This is a genomic window from Streptomyces sindenensis, assembly GCF_014649035.1.
In the GTDB taxonomy this organism is placed as follows: Bacteria; Actinomycetota; Actinomycetes; order Streptomycetales; family Streptomycetaceae; genus Streptomyces; species Streptomyces sindenensis.
Genome location: NZ_BMSG01000008.1, coordinates 57,488 through 76,101, shown reverse-complemented (window position 1 = coordinate 76,101; position 18,614 = coordinate 57,488). Strand labels below are relative to the sequence as shown.

Here is an 18,614-nt window from a genome sequence, read left to right as displayed (position 1 = left end):
CTTTGTCCACCGACGAGGATCGAGCCGTGATGTTCTCCGGACCCCCGGCCGACCCGGCCACGCCGATCACGCCGACGACGTCGGCCGACGGCGTGCCGCGCCCCGGCGAGATACCCGGGCGGGCGATCGAGCCGACGCCGGCCCGCCGTTCGTGGACGGCGCTCCTCCTGTTCGGCGCGGCGGGCCTCCTCGCCCTCCTCATCGCGCTGTTCGGGCCCGGCCTCGTGGCCCGCGGCACCGGCGAGCTCCGGATACCCGGCGCGGGGCTCACCACCGTGCTCCGCACCGTCCTGTTCGCCGCGCTCGCCCTCCACCTGGGCGAGCTGGTCGCCCCGCAGCTCATCCGGCCCGTCCGGGGCCGCCCCCGCACCGCCGTACGGAGCTGGGCCGTGCTCGCCTCGCTCGCCGGGGCCGCCGCCGCGGCCGGGCAGATCGTCCGGCTCGCCGCCGTCAGCGACCTCGGGATCACCGAGACCTACGGCACCCGCGAGGGTGGACTGCTCCTCCTCATCGCCAACGGCCTGGTCGTCGCCGCCCTCTGCGCCGCGAGCAGACGCCCGGCCCTCGCACTCGCCCCGCTCGCCGTCGTCATCGGCGCGGAGGCCCTGCGCGCCCACCCGGAGGCGTACAGCCCGGAGTTCGGCGCCTCCCTCACCGTCGTCCATCTGACGGCCGCGTCGCTGTGGACCGGCGGCCTGCTGTACGTCCTGCGCACCATGTGGCTCTGGCGCGGCTCACCGGTCGCGGCCCGCGCCCTGCTCGGCCGGTACGCGCGCCTGGCGATCTGGCTGTACGTCGCCCTCGCCGCCACCGGGACCGCCTCGACCCTGCGCCGGCTGCCGCTGGACGTGGTGTTCACCTCCGCCTACGGCCGCACCCTGCTGCTCAAGCTGGCGCTGATGGCCGTCGTCAGCGTGCTGGCCCTGGCAGCGCGGCGGCGGATGCTCCGGGACACCGACCCGGCCGTCGCGCACCGCCTCGCCCGCCGCGAACAGGTCGTGCTGGGCCTGGTCGTGGTGGTCTCGGCGGTCCTCACCGTCGTCCCCGACCCGCACTGGATCTCGCTGCGCCCCTAATCCCGCTCCCAGCTCCGCAGCTCGTCGTCGCGCGGGGACAGGACCACGGCCGGACCCGCCCGGCCGCCCTGGCCGAAGACCCCGACCGGCCGTCGCGCGTCCCAGGCCGGCCACCCCGGATCCCCGCCCGTCGCGAAGGCCACCCACGCCCGGTGCATCGCGTCCGCCAGCTCCTGCGGGGCGTCCGGGCCGGTCAGGGCCCGGGTGTCGGGATGGGCGAGCGTGTCGAAGACGAAGCCCAGCTCCAGCGCGTGGCAGGCGCCGAGCCGCTGTACGGGGGTGGGCCAGCCGAACTCGTACACGTACGTGGCACCGGGCGCGTGAGCCCGGGCGTCGGCCAGCCGGTTGAGCGGGACCCGCAGCAGCAGGTCCGTCGCGAGCGCGCCGAGGATCTCACCCGGCGTGGCGTCCGGGCGGTTGGTGCGGTAGGTGCGGGCCGTCCCGTTCGGCACCCGGAACTTCAGCAGCGCCAGGCGCAGCTTCAGCCGGCCGATCCGCTCGGTGAGGCCGCCGGGCACGAACCAGAGCCGGTACTCCTCGGTGTTGGTCCCCAGCAACAGGTCGACCCCGGCGGACGCGCCCGTCCGCAGCGCTTCCGCCGGGTCCTGCGGCAGCAGGTCGCCGTCGACGACCAGCTGGAAGGAGTTGCGGCCGGTCAGGGGGTTTCCGCCGCTGGTGACCTCGGTCTGCGCGGTCAGCAGCTCCTCCGGGTCCACGGCGGCCAGTGCGGCGGCCGTCGCGGGGACCCCGAGCCGCTTCGCGATCAGCTCGGTGGTCCCGCGCGCCGCGTCCGGGGGCAGCGCGGCGGGCGCCCCGCTCTGGAGCACCGCCCGCCGGAAGAGCCCCGCCGACCGGGGCGCGGCCAGCAGCCCGGCGACGGAGATCGCGCCCGCCGACTCCCCGGCCACCGTCACCCGGTCCGGGTCGCCGCCGAACGCCGCGATGTTGTCGCGCACCCACTCCAGGGCGGCCAGCTGGTCCAGCAGGCCCCGGTTGGCGGGCGCGTCCGGGAGGACGCCGAAGCCCTCGACGCCCAGGCGGTAGTTGACGGAGACGAGTACCACCCCGTCCCGGGCGAACGCCCACCCGTCGTACACCGGTACCGCCGAGGAGCCGTGCACCAGCGAGCCGCCGTGGATCCACACGAGGACGGGCAGCCCGCCGGACCGGTCCGGCCGCGGCGAGGGCGTCCACACATTGAGGTTCAGCCACGCGTCGCCGGGCACCGCAGGGTCCGGCAGCAGCCGGTCCAGCGGCGGGGCGTAGGGCCGCTTGGGGGCGGTCGGACCGTACGCCACGGCTTCGCGCACCCCGGTCCACGGCTCCGGCGGTTCGGGTGCGCGGAACCTCCGCGCGCCCACCGGCGCGGCCGCGTACGGGATGCCGCGGAAGACCGCGACGCCCCGCTCCACCGCCCCGCGCACGGTGCCGTGCCGGGTCGTCACCTCCGGAGCCTCCGCCACGATGTCGGTCATGGTGCCTGCCAACTCCTCTCGCGGTGCGGTGGTGCGGCCGTCCGCCCAGGACGCGGGCGGTTACTTCAGATGGACCAGCCCGTCCGTGGTCAGGGTCGGACGGCCCGTCGTGCCGACGACGACGATCTTGACCGTGTGCTTGCCGCTGACGGGCCACGACGTCGTCCAGATCGCGTCCCGGTACTTGGTGGTGGCGGACTTCAGATCCACCGTGGCGGCCTTCTTGCCGTCGACATAGACGTATGCCTGCCCCGAAGTGGCGGCCCGCGACACCACCCAGGCGGCTGACCGGCCGGTGAACGTCCAGGTCAGGCTGGCGTTCTTGGTGCCGCTGGAGTACGACCTGCCGCCCAGATAGCTGCTGGAGGACCTCGTCGTCCAGGTGCCGGTCTTCGTGGCGGCGGACTCCTGGAGGATCACCGGGGTGCCCGAGACGGAGGCGGCGGCCGTATTGCCCGCGTGGTCGTACGCCGTCATCTTCCACGCGGTCGCCGTGCCGGGCTTGGCGGTGTGCGAGGCGCTGCCCGTGGTCGGACCGTACGTCTTCGCGACCGGCGCGCTGAGCCGGACCCCCTTGAGCGCGGCGGTGTCGGTCGCCTTCCACTTCAGGGTGAGCGGGACGGCGGTCGCGTTCACCGTGCCGGTGCGCAGGGTGAGGGCGGGCTTGGTGGAGAAGACCGGCGGTGTCGTCTCGGCGACCACGGTCGCGACCGGGGACAGCGACGTCTTCCCCGACTGGTGGGTGGCACGGACCTGGACGGCGTGCTTGCCGGCGGCGAGGGTGGCGGCGGCCGAGGTGACGCTGCCCTCGACGGTGGCCACGGGCTTTCCGCCGACGAGCAGTTCGTAACTCCTGACCAGGGAGGCGGGCGTGGTCGCCCGCCACCCGACGGTGATCTTCGACCGGGTGTAGTACGTGGAGCCGGAGGCGCTCGCCCCGGTCACCGAGGCGATGGCGAGCCCGGTGACGGGCCCGGCGGCCAGCGAACGGACGGCGGGGAGCTGGGCGTACAGGCTTCCGCCGGGGCATTCGGTGTTGAACCCGTCGCGGTGCCCGGAGATCTGCTGGAAGGGGTAGGCCTGGCCCGCGGTGAACTGCTTTCCGGCGAAGTTCTTGCCGTTCGCCCCGGCGGTCAGCTGGACCGAACCGGCCGGGTCGCCCCGGTACTGGCCGAGCTTCCACGCGGCGACGCGGGCGACCGCGGTGGTGGCCGCGGTCGCGGCCCTGGTGTCCGTGTACATGCCGATCACGGCGATCCCGGTGGTGTCCCGGTTGAAGCCGTAGGTGTGCGCCCCCATCACGGGCCGGTCCACGCCGCCCTTGCGGCCCTCGAAGACCGTGCCGCACTTGTCGACGACGAAGTTGTAGCCGAGGTCCTTCCAGCCCTGCGACTTCACGTGGTACGCGTGCAGACCGCGCACGATGGCCGCCGAGTCGGCGCAGGAGTACGCGTTCGTCTGCGCGGTGTGGTGCACGAAGACGGCCTTGACCCCGTCCAGGTAGTCGGGCGCCTCGCTGCTGAGGGATTCGTCCGCCTTCCAGTCCGTACGGGAGACGATCGGCGGCTGCGGAACGGTGGACGGCGGCGCGGGCGGGACCGTCGGCGACGGGGAACCGGTGGGCGTCGTCGTCGGCGAGGCGGACGGCGTCGGGGACGTGGTGCTCGGGGTGGGGGTGGGGCTCGGCGGCGGTGTGGGGGAGGGGGACTCGACGGTCGGGGTGGGCGACGGCTCGTCCGTGGGTGTCGCGCCCGGCTCCTCCGCGGGCGGCGTGACCGGGGGCTCCTCGCCGGGCGAGGGCTCGTCGGAGGGGGGCTCGTCCGCGGTGAACGCGGCCGGTTCGGCGGCGAGCGGGGAGGGTTCGGCGCCGGACGGTGCGGTGTCCGATGCGAGCGGGGCCGGGTCGCCGCCCGGGTCGACCGTGTCGAGCCGCAGCCCTTCGGGCAGCCCGGCCCGAGCGCCGTCGGCGGTGCTCACCCGGACCTCGACGCCGTCGGAGGGGCCGACCCAGCGGGGTTCGGTGGTGCCCCGGACGCCGGACCGGCCGGCTTCGGTACGCCCGTCGACCTCGGTGTCCAGCGGCAGCCAGCCGGTCCATTCGCCGGTGGCGGCCGACCGGGTGCGGGCCTCGACCCGGCCCGTCACCTTCGCGGCCGGGTCGGTCCAGGTGACGCCGAGCAGGCTGAAGGGTTCGGTGTCGCGGGGCGCGAGCGAGGCGGAGCCGCCGTCGGCGGAGGTCTTCAGCGCGGTCCGGTGCACATCGGCCTTCACCCGGGCGGCCTTGGCGTCCGCCGCGCGTCCCTCGGGGCCGGGGCCGGAGGTGCCGGTCATGCCCTGGAACACCAGGACACCCGCCACGGCGGCCGTGGTGACGGCGGCCGTGGTCCAGATTCTTCGCTGAGCTTTCACGTGTGATCCCCGGGAAACGACGTGGACGGGAAGGCAGGGCGTTCCGGCCGGTCGGTCGCTGACCGGGGGCGCGACGGTGTCGTCGGCCCGGTCGGTGGGGCGACCCGGGACATGTGTGCGGGCCCAGTCTTCCATGCGCTCGGACCGGGGTGGCCGGGCCCTCGGGGGCCCGGCCACCCCGGCCGATCCGCGCGCTCAGCCGTTCGGGCCGTTCAGGCCGCGAAGTACTGGGACAGCGAGTCCCGTTCGTCCGGCTCCACCAGATCCGGACGGGTGTAGCGCTCGGCGCGCGCGTGATAGTCGAAGTCGCCCCGGACGAGCCCCCGGTAGTCCTGGACGCAGCGCTCCAGGGCCGCGCGGGTCGGGCCGGTGATCCCCGCCGCCTCGATCTCCTCGATCAGTTCCTTTTCCGCCCGCTGTACCCGCTCGGCTACCCGGGCCAGTTGGATCCCGGCCTCGTCCACGGCTTCCTGGAGGGTGCATCCCCGGTCGCGCTGAATAAGACGTACGGCGTTGTGCTCGTAGCCGAGAGCGGCTTCCTTCTCGAAGGAGCAGATGTCATTGCAGAGGCCGGAATGATCGGTGACCGCGTTCCGCAGGGCGATATACGCGGGCAGGCTCCGGGCGGATTCCGGGAGATCGATTTCCGCGGTGATCTCGTGGAGGCAGAGAAAGGGCTGCATGGCGACCGAATCCCGCCGGTGCTTGGCGAATTCGGACCGGCTCGGCACCTGCCCGGCGGCCCGCTCGACGGCCTCGGCGTAGTACGTCCACAGCCAGGCGGCGGTGTCCCGCCGGAACTGCCGGTTCCACTGCGACGACCGCCCCGGGCAGGTCCGGTTCCGCAGCCCGGCGAGCGCCCGCTCCATCGGTCCGGTCGGCGCTGCCCCGTCGAGGACGTCCACCAGGCGGGTGATCGCCTTCTCGCACATCAGCGGATTGCGTCCGGCCGGGCCGTCGTCGAACTCGTCGTCCACCAGGAAGGCCCAGAAGAGCCATTGACAGAACAGGTCGAGATGGTTCTGCGACGCCTTCGGGAAGATGAGGGAGATCCACAGTTCGGGACGGGTCCGGATCATTTTCTTCCGGGCCGGTACGGACAGGTCGAGTCCCTCGGATTCGGCCCATTCCCAGGCGGCCTCACGGGTTTTCGCCAGGCCTGGGTGGCATCCAGCACTCTGGAACGGCATATGAAACGCCGGTAACGTGATCTGGCTCATTGCTGCCCCTCGTCTATGCATACGGGCGGACGATGTGAACGGCACATTCCGGGTGATGGAGCAGAGGACGGGCCCGTCGGGAAGCGGCTGCCGGGAGCCTCGGCGGCCGGGCGGCCGAGCGGCGCCGAGGGGCAGGAGGGCTGGCCAATCGCTGTGCTCCTTCCTCCGCCGGGAGTCGCGGCGCCGGGGCAGGGCCGACGAACCGGTGGGCGGGTGCGTCACCATGGGTGATGCCCAGTCAACCCCGGGTGGGGGTGCTGAGGGAAGCATGCGTGACTGAAATTGTTTGATCGTCAATAATTCTCTGATCGTTACTGAGGCGTTGGTGAACGTCTGGGACGACAGCCCCGGCTCAGGTGCGCCGGAAGAACTCGACCTCGCCGACCGCGACCGGGCGACCCTCGCCCTGGCCGGTCGCCTCCCGCAGCACCAGCTCGACGGAGCGGACGTCGCTGATGCCCATCCGTACCGTCTGCTTGCCGGGCTTGTCGTTGAAGGACACCGCCTTCCGGTGGACCTTGCCGTCCTCCGTGGTGACGAGCAGCTCCGCCCGGGTCGGCCGCGCGCCCCGCCGGAACTCCTGCGGCTCCTTCGACACCCCGGTGTGCACGACGATGCCGACCAGCCGGAAGGGCGTCCGGAACGAGCAGGTCAGGGAGGCGCCGAGCGCGGGGGCACCCCAGTACTTGTTCGTCAGACCGTCGATCGCCGCGCTCGCCGGATGCCCGGGGGCCGCCGCGCTCGCGGTCACCCCGGTGGGGCTGATCTCCGCCGTGCCGCCGAGCTTGTCCCGGACGTCCTCGAAGACGTACCGCCCCAGCGGGAAGAACAGAAAGCCCGCGAGCACCAGTGCGGCCACGGCCAGCACCAGCAGGGTCCGCCGCAGCGCCCGGCCCGAACCGCCGCGCACCCGGCGGCGGAACGGCCACACCGTGCGCCACCACGGCAGGGCGGCGGGCTGCTCCCGGACCTGCAACGGAGCGGCGCACCGCCGGCAGAACCTCCGCCCGGCCAGGTTCGGCGTACCGCAGGCCGGGCAGGGCGGCCCGTCCGGCGCCTCGTCCGCCGCCACCGGCCGCACGACGGGCCGCCGCGCCACGGGCTTGCCCGGTTGCACCGCCCCGACCGGCTCGTCGGCCCTGTCCGCCTCGGACGCGCTCGGGGGCGTCGGCGCGGATGCCGGAACTCCGGGGCGTACGGGGGCGGGGGCGGGCCGCGCCGGTGGAACCGGGGGTACGGGGGGCCGGGCCGCTTCGGGCGGCGGTGGGGGTGCGGAAGGCCGCTCGGGTACGGGGGTGGGCGCGGGTCCCGCAGGGGGCGCGGGAACCGGCCGGGGTGCCTCCGGCGGTTGTCCGGGGCGCGCGGGGGCTTCTGGCCGTGCGGGCGGGCCGGGGTCGGGCGCGGTCTCCGGGGCCGGAGCCGCCGCCTCGGCCGCCGGGTTCGCCGCTGGTTCGGGGGCGGGCTCGGGGACCGGCTCAGGCTCCGGCTCGGCCGCCGGATGCGCCGTCGGTTCGGGGGCGGGCTCCGGTTCCGGCACCGGTTCGGGCTCCCGTGCCCGCCCCCGCCGTACGGGCTCCGAGGACCAGCCCAGGTAGCCGCCGCAGTTGCCGCAGAAGTCGTCGGTCTCGCCGTTGGCCGTACCGCATGCCGGGCACGAACGCATCGCGTCAGCCTCCTGTCTGTTCGGGCTCTCCGGGCGGGTCCGGCAGGACCTCCACCCGGCAGGTCAGGTGCGCCGGGCACGAGGCGGTGGCGACCTCCACAACGCGGTGGACGTCCACCGCGTCCACCCCGCCGGCCCCGTCGGGCCCGCGCACCGGCCAGACCCGGACGAGGAGTTCACCGGTCGGCGGCGGCGGGAGCGCCGCCCCCGGCTCGGCCGACCAGGTGGCGCCCCCGCCGTCCCGGACCTCCGCGTGCACCCCGCAGACCAGCCGCAGCCGCTCGACGAGACCCCGCCGGGTGCCGCGCCACCGGTGCAGATCGACGGCGTGCGCGACGACCGCCCGGCGCAGCTCGACCGGCCACGCCGGATCGGCCTCCACCCCCACCCACGACGCCAGCCACGGCAGGAAGTCGGCCGGGGCGAGCGCCGGGTCGACGTACGCGGGGAGGTTGTCCAGCGTCGACAGGACCGGGGCCAGCACCGTGTCCAGGCCCGCCGTGAACCGCTGGGCCAGGTCGTCGTCCGCGTACAGGGCGGGCAGCAGCTCGCCGATCGGGTAGCGGCTGGGCAGCCCGGGCACCGCCGCCCGCGTCATACGGCCTCACCGGCCCCGCTCGCGGTGACCACCACCTGGTGCTGGTGCGAGAAGATGAGGGCCCCCGGCGCCACGTCGACCCGGTCCACCGCCGCCCCGCGCCTGCCCGTGATCGGGTCCGCCGGGAACAGCCGGACGTCCTCCACGAGCCCCGCCCCCTCCACGTTCTGGAGCACGGCGAAGACCTCCCCGTACTGCACGGGCCTGCCGAACGGCCACCCCCGCCCGTCCGCCCCGCCCCGCAACGGATCGATGTGGCGGAACAGCGCCTCCAGCGCCTGCGCCCGCACCCGGTCCACGTCCCCGGGCGCGGCCACCAGCCGGGCGACGACCGTGACGCCCTGGTAGGCGGGCGGCTCGACGATCAACCGGGTTCCCACCAGGCGCCGTTCGTCGAGCCGCTCGGTGACCGCCGCGAGCACCGCGTCCGACGGGACCAGCTGCTCGAACCGCACCTGCCCGTCCTCGTCGGCCACCGCGTCCGGCACCACCAGCACCCGTACCGCACCCGCCTCGCCCGGCACGGCGGGCAGACACCGCACCCGGCGCAGGGACGGCGCGGCCTCCCGGGCGATCAGCTCGTAGTCCTCGGCGGTGACCGCCCGCTCCTGCACCCGCAGGATCGTGGGCGCGCGCACCTTGGCGTTCTCGACGGTTTCCCCGTCGACGCCCCCGGTCGCCGCCTCGCGGTTGTTCACGCCCGCGACGTACGGCACGGAACTGCGCAGCACGGAGATCGCGCCCCGGGCGACGTTCCCGGCCGACCCGCCACCCGTGCGGTAGCGCGGGACGCGGAGCCGGGCGCCCTTAGCGGGCACCGCCCCGTACGCGCGCATCGTGCCGTCCGGCTCCCGCACCTCCGGCGGGAACGCGAACTCCCCGGCGACCGCGTCGACCCGGACGTGCCGGTCGCCGGGCCCGGACGCGCCGAAGTGCTCGACCGGGGTCCAGATCTCCCAGCCCTCGTCGGTCGACACCTGGACGACCGGCGGGTCTCCGTCCAGCAGCAGCGGCGCCCGGCCCACCGTGAACCGCTGCCCGGCGACGCCCTCCGACACCCCGAGCGGCACGTCGAGGACGGTCTCCGCGTGCTCGGCCGCCGTCGTGCCGCCGACCGTGAACACCTCGGCCTCCCGGATCGTCGGCGACTCCGAGTAGAACGGCTGGCCCGGCTCCGGAGCGGTCACCCGGCAGCGCAGCCACCCTGCCCGCGTCCCGGCCACGACGGACGCCGTGTGCCCGGCCGGGACGAACACCACCACCTCACCGGGCCGGTTGAGCCCGCCGGTGGAGTCGGTGCCCGTCGCACAGGCCACCCAGCGGGCCCCGTCCCACGCCTCCCACACCAGTGGCGGCTGCCGCGGATCGACGCCCACGCCCTCCACCCGGCTGTCCAGCCGCACGGCGACGATGCACCGGGGCACGGCCGTCGGCAGCCCGAACAGCAGGGCGTCACCGGGCTCCGGCCGGGCCTGGAAGCACGGGATGTCCTTCCCCGCGCCGAGCGGCGCCGTCCGGTCCGTCTGCTCGCCCGACACCGGCGCGGTCACCAGCCGGACCAGCGAGCTCGGCACGATCGGCAGATCCTCCGAGGTGGAGAACACCACGGGCTCCTCCGCCTCGCCGCGCGCCGTGGCCACCTCCGTGCCGGCGGGCAGACGCACGGTCTCCGGCTGCGGCGCGGACAGCCAGAAGTCGATCTCGGCCCGCGCCACGGTCGGCGGGAACAGCGTCACGCCGAGCAGATCGAGGAAGGCCGCGTAGTTCTTGTCGGGCACCCGGTTCAGCCGGTACAGCAACTGGTCGACCATGTACGCGAACGTCTCGATCAGCGTGACCCCGGGGTCCGACACATTGTGGTCGGTCCACTCGGGGGAGCGCTGCTGGACGAACCGCTTGGCCTCGTCCACGAGTTGCTGGAAGCGCCGGTCGTCCAGGTTGGGGGAGGGCAGAGCCATCAGAGCCTCCCCGCTTTCCGGGAGGTGTCCGACACCGGACCCGCCGGGGCCGAGCTCTCGGACGAGGGGATCGTGTAGAAGGGGAAGACCAGGTTGCGCAGGTCGTTGGTGGCCCGCACGGTGTAGTGCACGTCGATGTAGAGCGTGCCCTCCTCGACCGCGTCGAAGGCGACGACCACATCCGTCACCTCGATGCGCGGCTCCCACCGCTCCAGCGAGGTGCGGACCTCCTGTGCGATCCGCCCGGCGGTCGCCCCGTCGCCGGGCGCGAAGACGTACTCGTGGATACCGCAGCCGAATTCGGGGCGCATCGGCCGCTCGCCCGGCGCGGTGCCGAGGATCAGCCCGATGGCCTCCTCGATCTCCTTGTCCCGTTCGACCAGGGCGATGCCGCCGGTCGGCCCGGTCCGCAGCGGGAAGCCCCAGCCGCGCCCGATGAATCCGCCGCCGCGTCCGGCGTATGCGTCGCCGCTCACATCGGGCCCCCGATCAGGACGTCGAACGCACCGCTGATGATGGGTGCCCCGCAGGTCGTCCTGTCGCCCATCCGGGCCGCGGGCAGCCCGCCGATCAACACCGCACCGCCGATCGCGGCGGCCGGGTCGGGCATGATCACGTTGCCGGGGCCGAGCGCCGCGTGCGGGGGGACGACGCACCCGTGCAGGCTCCCGGTGACGGCCGCGGGCCGGCCGCCGATGAGCACGGTGGCCACGGCCGGCGCACCCGGGGGCGGGGTGCCGATGAGACCGCCGTGGGCGGTGCTGTCGCCCGTGCGGGCTGCGGGGGGCATGGCCAGGTTCTCCTTGCTGTGAAAGGGACTTCGGGGATGGACAGGAGAGGGGCGGGTGGTCAGTTGATCCTGATGAGCTTGGCCTTGAGGACCGCGAGCAGTCCGCCGTCGACCGTGACCCCCGACGTGCCGTTGACGGTCACCGACCGGCCCTTGATGTTCACGTCGCCGGTGGCGCCCGCGTCGAGCGTGATGCCCGAGGCGGACAGCGTCACCGAGCTCAACTGCCGTGTGCCACCTCGGGCTTTGACGGTCAGCGTGATCTCGCCCTTCTTCTCGTCGAGGACGACGTCGAGCCGTTTGTCGCCGGTGGCGATGCGCACTCCCGCCGGACCGCGCGGGGCGTCGAGCAGCTCCAGCCGGTTCCCCGAACGGGACACCAAGGAACGGCGGTTGACCCTTCCGCTGGTCGGGTCGACGAGCGGGACGTCGTGCGGGGAGGGCTTGTCGACGCCGTTGTAGAGCCCGCCGAGCACGTACGGGCTGTCCAGCAGCCCCTGCTCGAACCCGACCAGCACCTCGTCGTTGACCTCGGGGCTGAACACCCCGCCGCCGCCCTGGCCGCCCCACTGCACGGTGCGGACCCAGTCGGTGACGTACGTGTCGTCGAGCCAGGGGAACTTCAGCCGCACCCAGCCGCGCTGGCCCTTGCCCTCCTCGCGGATGTCGGTGACCACCCCGATGGCCAGACCCGGTATGCGCGGGCCGCGCGAGGGGGCGTTCGCACCGGCGGTCAGCCCTGAGAGCGACCGGTCCGGCGAGGCGCTGACGATCACCGTCGTGCGGTAGCCGGTGTCCGGTTCGAGGACGTGGTGCGCGGCGGTCGCGGTGTAGCGGCCGGAGAACGCGGGGCCCACGTTGCCGAGCGCCACCGGCATGCCCGCCCGCAGCTGCGGATTCCCGTACGCCACCGCCTCGACCTCCCCGAACCCGGCGCTGACGGATGCCGCCAGCGCCCCGGCCACGGCCCGGGTCTCCGCCTGGGTGCGGTACGGGGTGTCGGCGATCGTCGTCCGGGAGCCGCCGGAGCCGAAGATCCGCGCCGCGTCCGACGGGTTCATCCCCGGGGCGACGGTGTCGCTGCGCACGGACTGCTGCCGGGCCACCAGCCGGGTCTTGGTGTCGACGTTCCAGCCGCGCACCTCCACGCTGTCCGCCCCGTCGGCCCCGGTCAGCACCGCGCGCAGGGCCAGCAGATTGTTCCCGTACTCCAGGACCATCGGGTCGCGCGTGGCGGACGTCGACGGCGAGGGGGCCGAGGACGCCGGGTCCGGCTTCGTGAACTGCAACAGGCCCTGGTCGTCGACCCGTACGGTGGCCCCGCTCTCGGCCGCGAGGTGCTGGAGGAACTCCCAGTCCGACACGTTCGGCTGGGTCAGCTGCTTGTACGTGACCGGCGCGGACTCGATCCTCCCGACCCCCAGACCCGCCCCGGCCGCGACCTTGCGGACGATGTCGGCCGTCTTCATGTTCCGGTACGCCACCACCTTCCGGCCGCGCTGGAGCCGGTGCGCCCGGGAGAACGCCCGGACGACCGTGAACGACCCGGTGGTGTCGGTGTCCAGCTCGACCGCGGTGACCTCCCCGGTGAACAGCCGTTCGCGCCCCCGGTCCTTCACGGTCACCACCGAGATCTTCAGCGGGGTCCCCATGCCGATGCCGGTCTGGGTGAGGAAGGTGTGGTCGGGGTCCCGGTACATCAGGACGGCGGTGTCCGGAAGGCCCACGTTCTCGTCGACCACGCAGCTCACCAGCTGGGTGGCCCAGGCGGCGGGCAGCTCCGCGGGCGCCTCGACGATCGGATCGGCGGCGAACGAGCGGCCGGGCGCTTCCTTCCCGCTCATCGGCCGCCCTCCGCCAGGTGGTTCTCGCGACCCGGCACCAGCAGCTCCTGGCCGGGCGTCAGCCGCATCGGGTCGTCGATGTCGTTGGCGTACGCGATGGTGCGCCACGCGGTGGCGTCGCCGTACTCCCGCCAGGCCAGCAGCGGCAGGCTGTCCCCGGCCACCACCCGGTGCGTGCGCCGCGCCTCCTTCGAACCGGAGGTGGGGTTCTGGCCCGCCGGATCGACGCTTGCCTCCTCGATCGAGAGAGAGCAGGTGGCGCGCAGCGGCTTGCCGTCGACGTCGAACAGGGTGTACGACACCGAGAGGTTGGAGAGCACCCCGTCGAACGAGGTCGTCTTCGACGTCCCCCAGTCGAATCGCACCCAGGGGCTGGCGGGCGTCTTGCGGGCCAGGCTGCTCGGGGTGGGGACACAGGCGGTCATCAACTGCTCCACGGCCTTCTCCACGGAGTTGTCGTGGGTGGCGGTCGCGTCGAGGAACACCTCCAGCGACAGGGCGCGGGGCCCGCTGCCGACGAACTCGGGCAGCGCGGACTGCCCGGCCATCCGGGACGGGGTGCGCCGCCACTCGGTGCTCTTGCTGAGCGAGAGCTTGGCGGGGTTGAACTGCAACGTGAGACGGGCGAGCGTGCCGCCGGGCTTGGCGCCGACGGACGACGGTGGCTCCATGATGGTCAGTTGGGCACGAGCGCGGCTCGCGCGGAGAGCGGGTGACATGGCGTGCCTCCTTTCTGCGTCCTGGTCCTGCTGGATGTGCTGTGTGCGGTCAGGAGGGTGCCAGGCCCTCGTGCGCGATCTCCAACGTCTCGATCGCCGCCTGGGAGTTGGCCGGATCGAAGGACGGTCCCTGCCAGCGGACCGGCACGATGCCGTGGACCTGCCAGCTGATGATCCGGCTCAGGTCGGGACGGAGCGCCACGATCTCGCCGTCCTTGGGCTCGACCCGCTGGATCGTCTCGTTCAGCCAGCGCGCGATCTTGAGCGTGTCGGTGGTCACCGGGCGGGTCAGCGTGATGTTCGTCCAGGTGATCCGCCCCGGCAGCTGCCAGGTGAACCCGTTGTTGCCGCCCTCGGCGTACGTCTCCATCTCCACCTCGGCGCCCAGGCCCGAGCAGGTGTGGAACGCGCCCAGATCGCTGCCGCCGATCGCGAGCGTGAAGAACACGCTCGTCGCGAAGATGTTGTCGGTCATGCGTCTCTCGTCTTTCCTGCGGTCTGTCGTACGGGGCGGTCCGGGGGCGGTGTGGTCAGCGGCGGCCGTCGTGCAGCCGCCCGCTGCGTTCCCGGCCCCGGCGCAGATCGGCGCGGATGAGCCGGCTCACCGGATCGAGGAGCCGCCGGGCCAGCTCCTCGATCTCTGTTCCGCTCAGCCGGTTCGCCGGGGAGGAGGCGCCGGGTGCGTCCTCGGCCGCCGGTCCCGCGCCCTTCCCGGCGGGCTGCGCCGGGGCGGCCCGGACGGGCACCCCGGTGATCCCGGCGTCCGCCGCCGCACGCTGGACGGCCTGGGCCCCGGTCTCCGGCCGGCCCGGTCCGGCGCCCTGCGCGGCGGGGCGGGCCGGTACCCGTACGGAAGGGCTCGGGGGCCCGCCGGGAGCGGAACCGCCCACGGGCGCAGGCCCGGAGGCCGGCGGACCGGCACGGTCGGGCACGACCGGCATCGCCTGACGCTGTACGGGGACGGCCTCCGCCGACCGGGGTGCGGCGGGCGGCCGGAGCCGGACGACGGGGGGCCGCTGCCCTGCGGGGCCGGGTCGCTGGGCACTGCGGGCCGCAGGTCCGGACGTCTGATGCGGCGGCTGCGCGACGGGAGTCCGGAGCCCGCCACCGGCGGACGGCCCGCGCCCGGGCCCCCGCTCGGGGGAGTGAGTGGCCTCTCCACGACCGGGGCCCGCCATCGAGGAGCGCTGGACCGTCGGTGCCGGCGCCGCACCGGCGGGTGCCGCCAGTGGCTGGGCCCTGGTGCCCGGCCCGCTGCCACCCGGTGCGTGGGCAGCGCCCGGCTGCGGTACGTCGCGCCGCCAGGCGGCCCTCACGACCGGGCGGGAGGAGCCGCCGCCTGCTGACGCCGGAGGTCCCGAAAACCCTTCGGCGGACCCGGTGTTGATGCTCAGCTGGCGGTTCGGGAGCAGGGCGCGTGCCCGCTGGACCGATGGGGAGTGCGAGGGCACGGACGCGGGTGTCGCAGCCGTACGGTCCCGGGGGAGGGGCCGGATGCGCACGGGGGGCGGGGGAGCGGTGGTGGTCGAGCGCTGGACGGGGGCGGGGCCGGGCCCGGTCGAGGGTGCGATGGGTTCGGCGGGCCTGCCCGGAACGGCGGGGGCCGGCCTCACGGGCATCGCCGTGGGTGGGGTCGGCGGCGCCGGGGCGGGGCCCGGAGCCCGGTCCGTCCTCGGGCGCGTCACGGTGGGCGGAAGGTCACCGAGCAGGGGGGCACCGCCGAGCCGGGCGGTCGGCGGCAGCGAGGAGAGCGGCGCACCGATCCCACCGCGTACCCGTGCGGAGGCGTTCGGACCGGGTGCCGGTGCGCGCTGCACCGAGAGGAAGGGCGGGGCCGGCTTCGAGGACGGCTGACGCCGTGCCGGGGCCTCGGCGTCAGCCGCCGTCGGCGTGGGCTTCGCGGGCGCCGTGGGTTTCGCGGGTGTCGCGGGTTTCGTGGGTGTCGCGGCTGGAGGGCTCGACGGACTCATGGGGCCCTGCGGGTCCGGCGGCTCCGGCGTCCGGCGTTGCAGCACCGGCATGGCCGCTGCTGAAGCCACGGGCCCGGGAGCGGACGGAACACCGTCCGCCGGTCCGCCGGTACCGGCCGGCCTGGCCCCGGCAGGCAGCGCGCGCAGCGGCTTGCCGAGGGCCGGACGTATCGCCTCGGGAGCCGGACGTACCGGCTCGGGGGCCGGACGTACCGCCTCGGGGGCCGGACGTACCGCCTCGGGGGCGGGCCGGTCGAGGGGGGAGCCGAGGTCGGAGGGCGCGGGGGCGGGACGGTCCGGGGTGACGGACCCCGTACGCTCCGGACCGCTCCGCCGCTCGGCAGCGGCTCGCTGGACGGTGGCGGGTGAGGCTGTCGAGGACGCCCCCGAGGGGGAGGCGGAGACGGGTGGGCCGACGGGTGCGGCAGGCGCGGCTGGGGCCAGCGCGGCGATCTGCCGCAGCGGCATGGCCGGACGTCGGGCCACGGTCAGTGGCGGCGCGAGCCCGATCCGCTCCGGGCGCACGGCAGCGGGCCGCGACGGCACGCGGACGGCAGCCTCAGCGCTGTTGCCGGGGCCGAGCGTGGGCCGCCCGGGAGCGGGAAGGGCCCCCGCGGAATCGACGGAGCCGACCGAACCCGATGGGCCGGACGGGCCGACCGGGTGGACCGAGCCGGACGGGCCGACCGGGTCGGACGAACCCGATGAGCCGCCCGGGCCAACCGCGGCCGACGAGCGGGATGAGCCCGACGGGCCGGACCGGGGCGAGGAGTTGGACGAGGTCGCCGATCCGGTCGCGGACGAGGGCGCCGGCCCGGACCCGGCCGCGTTCGCCGGCCCGGACACCGGCCCGGACCGCGCCGCGTTCGAGCTCCCGGACGCCTCCCCGGAAGGGGCCGAGTCGGCGGGCCCCGCCGAGCGCGCCGTACCGAACGTGGCCGTGGATCCGGTCGAAGCTGCCGAGCGCGACACGTACACCGTCCCTGGGGTACCCGCCGATGACGACCGGGCGGCGGGTCCGGAGGCACCTGACGACGACGGGTTCCCGGACCCGGGATCCGCGGGCCCCGGGGCACCCGACGCCCCCGGCCCGGCCGCCGAAGCGCCGGTCGACGACCGCGACGCGGCCCCCGGAGCACGCGAGGACGACCGGTTGCCGGGCCCCGCCGCGCCCGACGACGACCGGTCCGCCCCGGAAGCCGCCGACCGCTGGACCGGCGGCGACGCCGGACCTGACTTCCCCGACCCCGGCCCCGCCGCCGTACCGCGTGCGGATGTCCTCCCCGCCGAGGCGGACGGCAGGTCCGAAGCGGCCCCGGGGGACTCGGCCGGATCATCGGTGCCGACGGGCCGGACCGCGCGGAGCAGCAGCGGGCCGCCGGGGGACGCGGCGGAGGGGCGTGCGGAGCCCGGGCGGGCGACTCCGTGGATGAGGCCGACCGGGGCCGACGGCAGGACGGCATGGCCGAGTTCGCCGCCGAGGGACGGGTTCTGCCAGGAGGCCAGGCGCGAGCGGAACCGCAGACCGTCGCTCACACTGATCGACGACCGGGCGACGGTCACCGGTGGCGGGGCCACCCGCCGCCATCCGCCGTCCCAGCCACCGCCGTCGGCGCCCCCGCCACCGGCCTCGCCGGACACCGTGGCCCCGGCAGGCCCGGTCGGCACGGCGGACACGTCGTCGCGCCCGCCCCCGCCCCGCGTCCCGCTCTCCCGCGACGGTGTCACGGACCGCCGACGGTCCGTCCGACGCAGCCAGTCCCCGAACCCCACACGATCACCCGCCTTCGTTGACGCGGGTGTTGATCCGCGCTATCTCCCGCACCCATTGCTGACGTTCGCCGTGGGTGAGGTCGAGAATGTCCTCACGCTGCCAGTGGAAGTGGTAGGCGACGTACGCGATCTCCTCCCGCAGCCGGGGAAGCGCGTACGTCACGATTCCCCCAGGCGCCCACCCGAGAGATCCACCTCGAACGAGCCGTGGCACAGCGGGCAGGTCACCGCCGCATGCGTGTGGCCCTCGCTGTTGATCCGGCGGTAGAAGTCCTGGAGGAACGCCACGTCGGTCGCGTACATCCGCTCGACGATCCCCGTGTGGACGTCGGTGATCGGGCCGAGCCGGGTGATCACCTGGGCCAGCAGCACCACGGACAGGTACGCCGGGTTCTCCTTCACCCGCAGGTCGATCTGGGGCTTCAGCTCGTCCCGGGCCGTCGCGAGCCGCATGGTGCCGTTCCGGTGCACCTGGCCTTCGTCGTCGACGTACCCGCGCGGCAGCTCGAAGGCGAACTCCGTCTGCAACGTGTCCCGTTCGCGTCGGGGCGCACGGGCGGGCGCCGGGGCGGCCGGAGCCTCCTGGCGGGTGGCGGTCGCGGCGGCCAGGTTGTCGAGGGTCTCTTCGAGCCCGGCGCCCGGCGTGACGGTCCGGCGCCTCATTCGACCACGATCTCCTCGAAGGTGATGGTCACCGTCTCCGTCGCCGCGCTGGACTCGCCGGCCTTGAGCGAGGGGCCCTCCCACTTGGAGGCCCAGCCCTGCATCAGCTGGATGCGGCGGACGGTCTCACCGGTCGAGTCCTTGATCTCGATCGTGAGGTTCTGCCGGGCGGTGTCGACGGCCCCGTTGTTGAGGGTCTCCTTGATCCAGGTGGTGAACTCGCTGCTCTTGTCGAGCCCGCGGGTGATCGTCACCTCGCCCGCCTGGCGGGCACCCGGCTGCTTGCGGATGATCTGCTTGCCGTCGGCGGTCACCTGGCGGACCTCGACGACTTCTTCCTCGACGGTCATGCCGCTGATCTCCTGGATGGACTCCACGAGATAGCCGCCGAGCTGAACGCCGAAGATGTGGGTGGAAAGAGCGTCGCCCTCTGCCATGACTGTGTGTCACCTGTTC

17 protein-coding genes are annotated in these 18,614 nt (G+C 74.5%); 2 read left to right on the top strand and 15 right to left on the bottom strand.

The window, feature by feature from the left end; all coding sequences use genetic code 11:
- The first annotated feature begins 29 nt into the window (after nucleotides 1-29).
- Complete coding sequence (locus IE145_RS12150; RefSeq protein WP_189520939.1) at nucleotides 30-1,076, top strand: CopD family protein; 1,047 nt, start codon at nucleotides 30-32, stop codon at nucleotides 1,074-1,076.
- On the opposite strand, the gene IE145_RS12145 is transcribed toward IE145_RS12150, so the two are convergent.
- From IE145_RS12145 to IE145_RS33375, 12 genes are all read right to left on the bottom strand, one after another.
- On the bottom strand, nucleotides 1,073-2,551 hold the full coding sequence (locus tag IE145_RS12145; protein ID WP_189520938.1) for a carboxylesterase/lipase family protein: 1,479 nt from the start codon (nucleotides 2,549-2,551) through the stop codon (nucleotides 1,073-1,075). The genes IE145_RS12150 and IE145_RS12145 overlap by 4 nt on opposite strands.
- Nucleotides 2,552-2,611: 60 nt before the next feature.
- Nucleotides 2,612-4,960 carry an N-acetylmuramoyl-L-alanine amidase gene (locus IE145_RS12140; RefSeq protein WP_189520937.1) on the bottom strand — a complete coding sequence of 783 codons (2,349 nt, stop codon included), beginning with the start codon at nucleotides 4,958-4,960 and terminating at the stop codon, nucleotides 2,612-2,614.
- A 212-nt stretch (nucleotides 4,961-5,172) separates the two neighbouring features.
- Entirely contained in the window at nucleotides 5,173-6,039 is an 867-nt protein-coding gene (locus IE145_RS12135; RefSeq protein ID WP_444545677.1) for a terpene synthase family protein, read from the bottom strand.
- A 493-nt stretch (nucleotides 6,040-6,532) separates the two neighbouring features.
- Nucleotides 6,533-7,843, bottom strand: a complete 1,311-nt coding sequence (locus IE145_RS12130; protein WP_189520936.1) for a zinc ribbon domain-containing protein — start codon at nucleotides 7,841-7,843, stop codon at nucleotides 6,533-6,535.
- A gap of 4 nt (nucleotides 7,844-7,847) precedes the next feature.
- Complete coding sequence (locus IE145_RS12125) at nucleotides 7,848-8,441, bottom strand: phage tail protein (RefSeq protein ID WP_189520935.1); 594 nt, start codon at nucleotides 8,439-8,441, stop codon at nucleotides 7,848-7,850.
- Nucleotides 8,438-10,399 (bottom strand): putative baseplate assembly protein, encoded by a 1,962-nt coding sequence (locus IE145_RS12120; RefSeq protein ID WP_189520934.1) that lies wholly within the window; start codon nucleotides 10,397-10,399, stop codon nucleotides 8,438-8,440. The genes IE145_RS12125 and IE145_RS12120 overlap by 4 nt, the downstream gene beginning before the upstream one ends.
- On the bottom strand, nucleotides 10,399-10,875 hold the full coding sequence (locus IE145_RS12115) for a GPW/gp25 family protein (protein WP_189520933.1): 477 nt from the start codon (nucleotides 10,873-10,875) through the stop codon (nucleotides 10,399-10,401). Before IE145_RS12115 ends, IE145_RS12120 begins: the two co-directional genes overlap by 1 nt.
- Nucleotides 10,872-11,189: a PAAR domain-containing protein gene (locus tag IE145_RS12110; RefSeq protein WP_189520932.1), complete on the bottom strand. Its 318-nt coding sequence runs from the start codon at nucleotides 11,187-11,189 to the stop codon at nucleotides 10,872-10,874. The genes IE145_RS12115 and IE145_RS12110 overlap by 4 nt, the downstream gene beginning before the upstream one ends.
- A 59-nt stretch (nucleotides 11,190-11,248) precedes the next feature.
- Nucleotides 11,249-13,033 carry a VgrG-related protein gene (locus tag IE145_RS12105; RefSeq protein ID WP_189520931.1) on the bottom strand — a complete coding sequence of 595 codons (1,785 nt, stop codon included), beginning with the start codon at nucleotides 13,031-13,033 and terminating at the stop codon, nucleotides 11,249-11,251.
- A complete protein-coding gene (locus tag IE145_RS12100) occupies nucleotides 13,030-13,752 on the bottom strand; it encodes a CIS tube protein (protein ID WP_189520930.1) in 723 nt (240 codons plus the stop codon). The genes IE145_RS12105 and IE145_RS12100 overlap by 4 nt, the downstream gene beginning before the upstream one ends.
- A gap of 49 nt (nucleotides 13,753-13,801) precedes the next feature.
- Nucleotides 13,802-14,227: a phage tail protein gene (locus IE145_RS12095; RefSeq protein WP_189520929.1), complete on the bottom strand. Its 426-nt coding sequence runs from the start codon at nucleotides 14,225-14,227 to the stop codon at nucleotides 13,802-13,804.
- Nucleotides 14,228-14,282: 55 nt separating this feature from the next.
- Nucleotides 14,283-14,642 carry a hypothetical protein gene (locus IE145_RS33375; RefSeq protein WP_229825524.1) on the bottom strand — a complete coding sequence of 120 codons (360 nt, stop codon included), beginning with the start codon at nucleotides 14,640-14,642 and terminating at the stop codon, nucleotides 14,283-14,285.
- A 604-nt stretch (nucleotides 14,643-15,246) separates the two neighbouring features.
- On the opposite strand from IE145_RS33375, the gene IE145_RS33370 reads away from it, so the two are divergent.
- The gene (locus tag IE145_RS33370) at nucleotides 15,247-15,606 is read left to right on the top strand and encodes a hypothetical protein (protein ID WP_229825522.1); all 360 of its coding nucleotides are present in this window, start codon (nucleotides 15,247-15,249) and stop codon (nucleotides 15,604-15,606) included.
- A 1,893-nt stretch (nucleotides 15,607-17,499) separates the two neighbouring features.
- Here the strand turns inward: IE145_RS33370 and IE145_RS12085 are convergent.
- From IE145_RS12085 to IE145_RS12075, 3 genes are read right to left on the bottom strand one after another with little or no spacing between them, the layout of a single operon-like run.
- Nucleotides 17,500-17,658: a DUF6760 family protein gene (locus IE145_RS12085; RefSeq protein ID WP_003966147.1), complete on the bottom strand. Its 159-nt coding sequence runs from the start codon at nucleotides 17,656-17,658 to the stop codon at nucleotides 17,500-17,502.
- Entirely contained in the window at nucleotides 17,655-18,158 is a 504-nt protein-coding gene (locus IE145_RS12080) for a hypothetical protein (RefSeq protein WP_189520927.1), read from the bottom strand. The genes IE145_RS12085 and IE145_RS12080 overlap by 4 nt, the downstream gene beginning before the upstream one ends.
- Nucleotides 18,155-18,595: a phage tail protein gene (locus IE145_RS12075; protein WP_010060032.1), complete on the bottom strand. Its 441-nt coding sequence runs from the start codon at nucleotides 18,593-18,595 to the stop codon at nucleotides 18,155-18,157. The genes IE145_RS12080 and IE145_RS12075 overlap by 4 nt, the downstream gene beginning before the upstream one ends.
- Between the last annotated feature and the right edge of the window lie 19 nt (nucleotides 18,596-18,614).

Coding starts and splice junctions, on each gene's coding strand:
- IE145_RS12150 (WP_189520939.1), top strand. CDS start 30: ATGTTCTCCGGACCCCCGGCCGACCCGGCCACGCCGATCACGCCGACG.
- IE145_RS12145 (WP_189520938.1), bottom strand. CDS start 2,551: ATGACCGACATCGTGGCGGAGGCTCCGGAGGTGACGACCCGGCACGGC.
- IE145_RS12135 (WP_444545677.1), bottom strand. CDS start 6,039: ATGATCCGGACCCGTCCCGAACTGTGGATCTCCCTCATCTTCCCGAAG.
- IE145_RS12130 (WP_189520936.1), bottom strand. CDS start 7,843: ATGCGTTCGTGCCCGGCATGCGGTACGGCCAACGGCGAGACCGACGAC.
- IE145_RS12125 (WP_189520935.1), bottom strand. CDS start 8,441: ATGACGCGGGCGGCGGTGCCCGGGCTGCCCAGCCGCTACCCGATCGGC.
- IE145_RS12120 (WP_189520934.1), bottom strand. CDS start 10,399: ATGGCTCTGCCCTCCCCCAACCTGGACGACCGGCGCTTCCAGCAACTC.
- IE145_RS12110 (WP_189520932.1), bottom strand. CDS start 11,189: ATGCCCCCCGCAGCCCGCACGGGCGACAGCACCGCCCACGGCGGTCTC.
- IE145_RS12105 (WP_189520931.1), bottom strand. CDS start 13,033: ATGAGCGGGAAGGAAGCGCCCGGCCGCTCGTTCGCCGCCGATCCGATC.
- IE145_RS12100 (WP_189520930.1), bottom strand. CDS start 13,752: ATGTCACCCGCTCTCCGCGCGAGCCGCGCTCGTGCCCAACTGACCATC.
- IE145_RS12095 (WP_189520929.1), bottom strand. CDS start 14,227: ATGACCGACAACATCTTCGCGACGAGCGTGTTCTTCACGCTCGCGATC.
- IE145_RS33370 (WP_229825522.1), top strand. CDS start 15,247: ATGCGCACGGGGGGCGGGGGAGCGGTGGTGGTCGAGCGCTGGACGGGG.
- IE145_RS12080 (WP_189520927.1), bottom strand. CDS start 18,158: ATGAGGCGCCGGACCGTCACGCCGGGCGCCGGGCTCGAAGAGACCCTC.
- IE145_RS12075 (WP_010060032.1), bottom strand. CDS start 18,595: ATGGCAGAGGGCGACGCTCTTTCCACCCACATCTTCGGCGTTCAGCTC.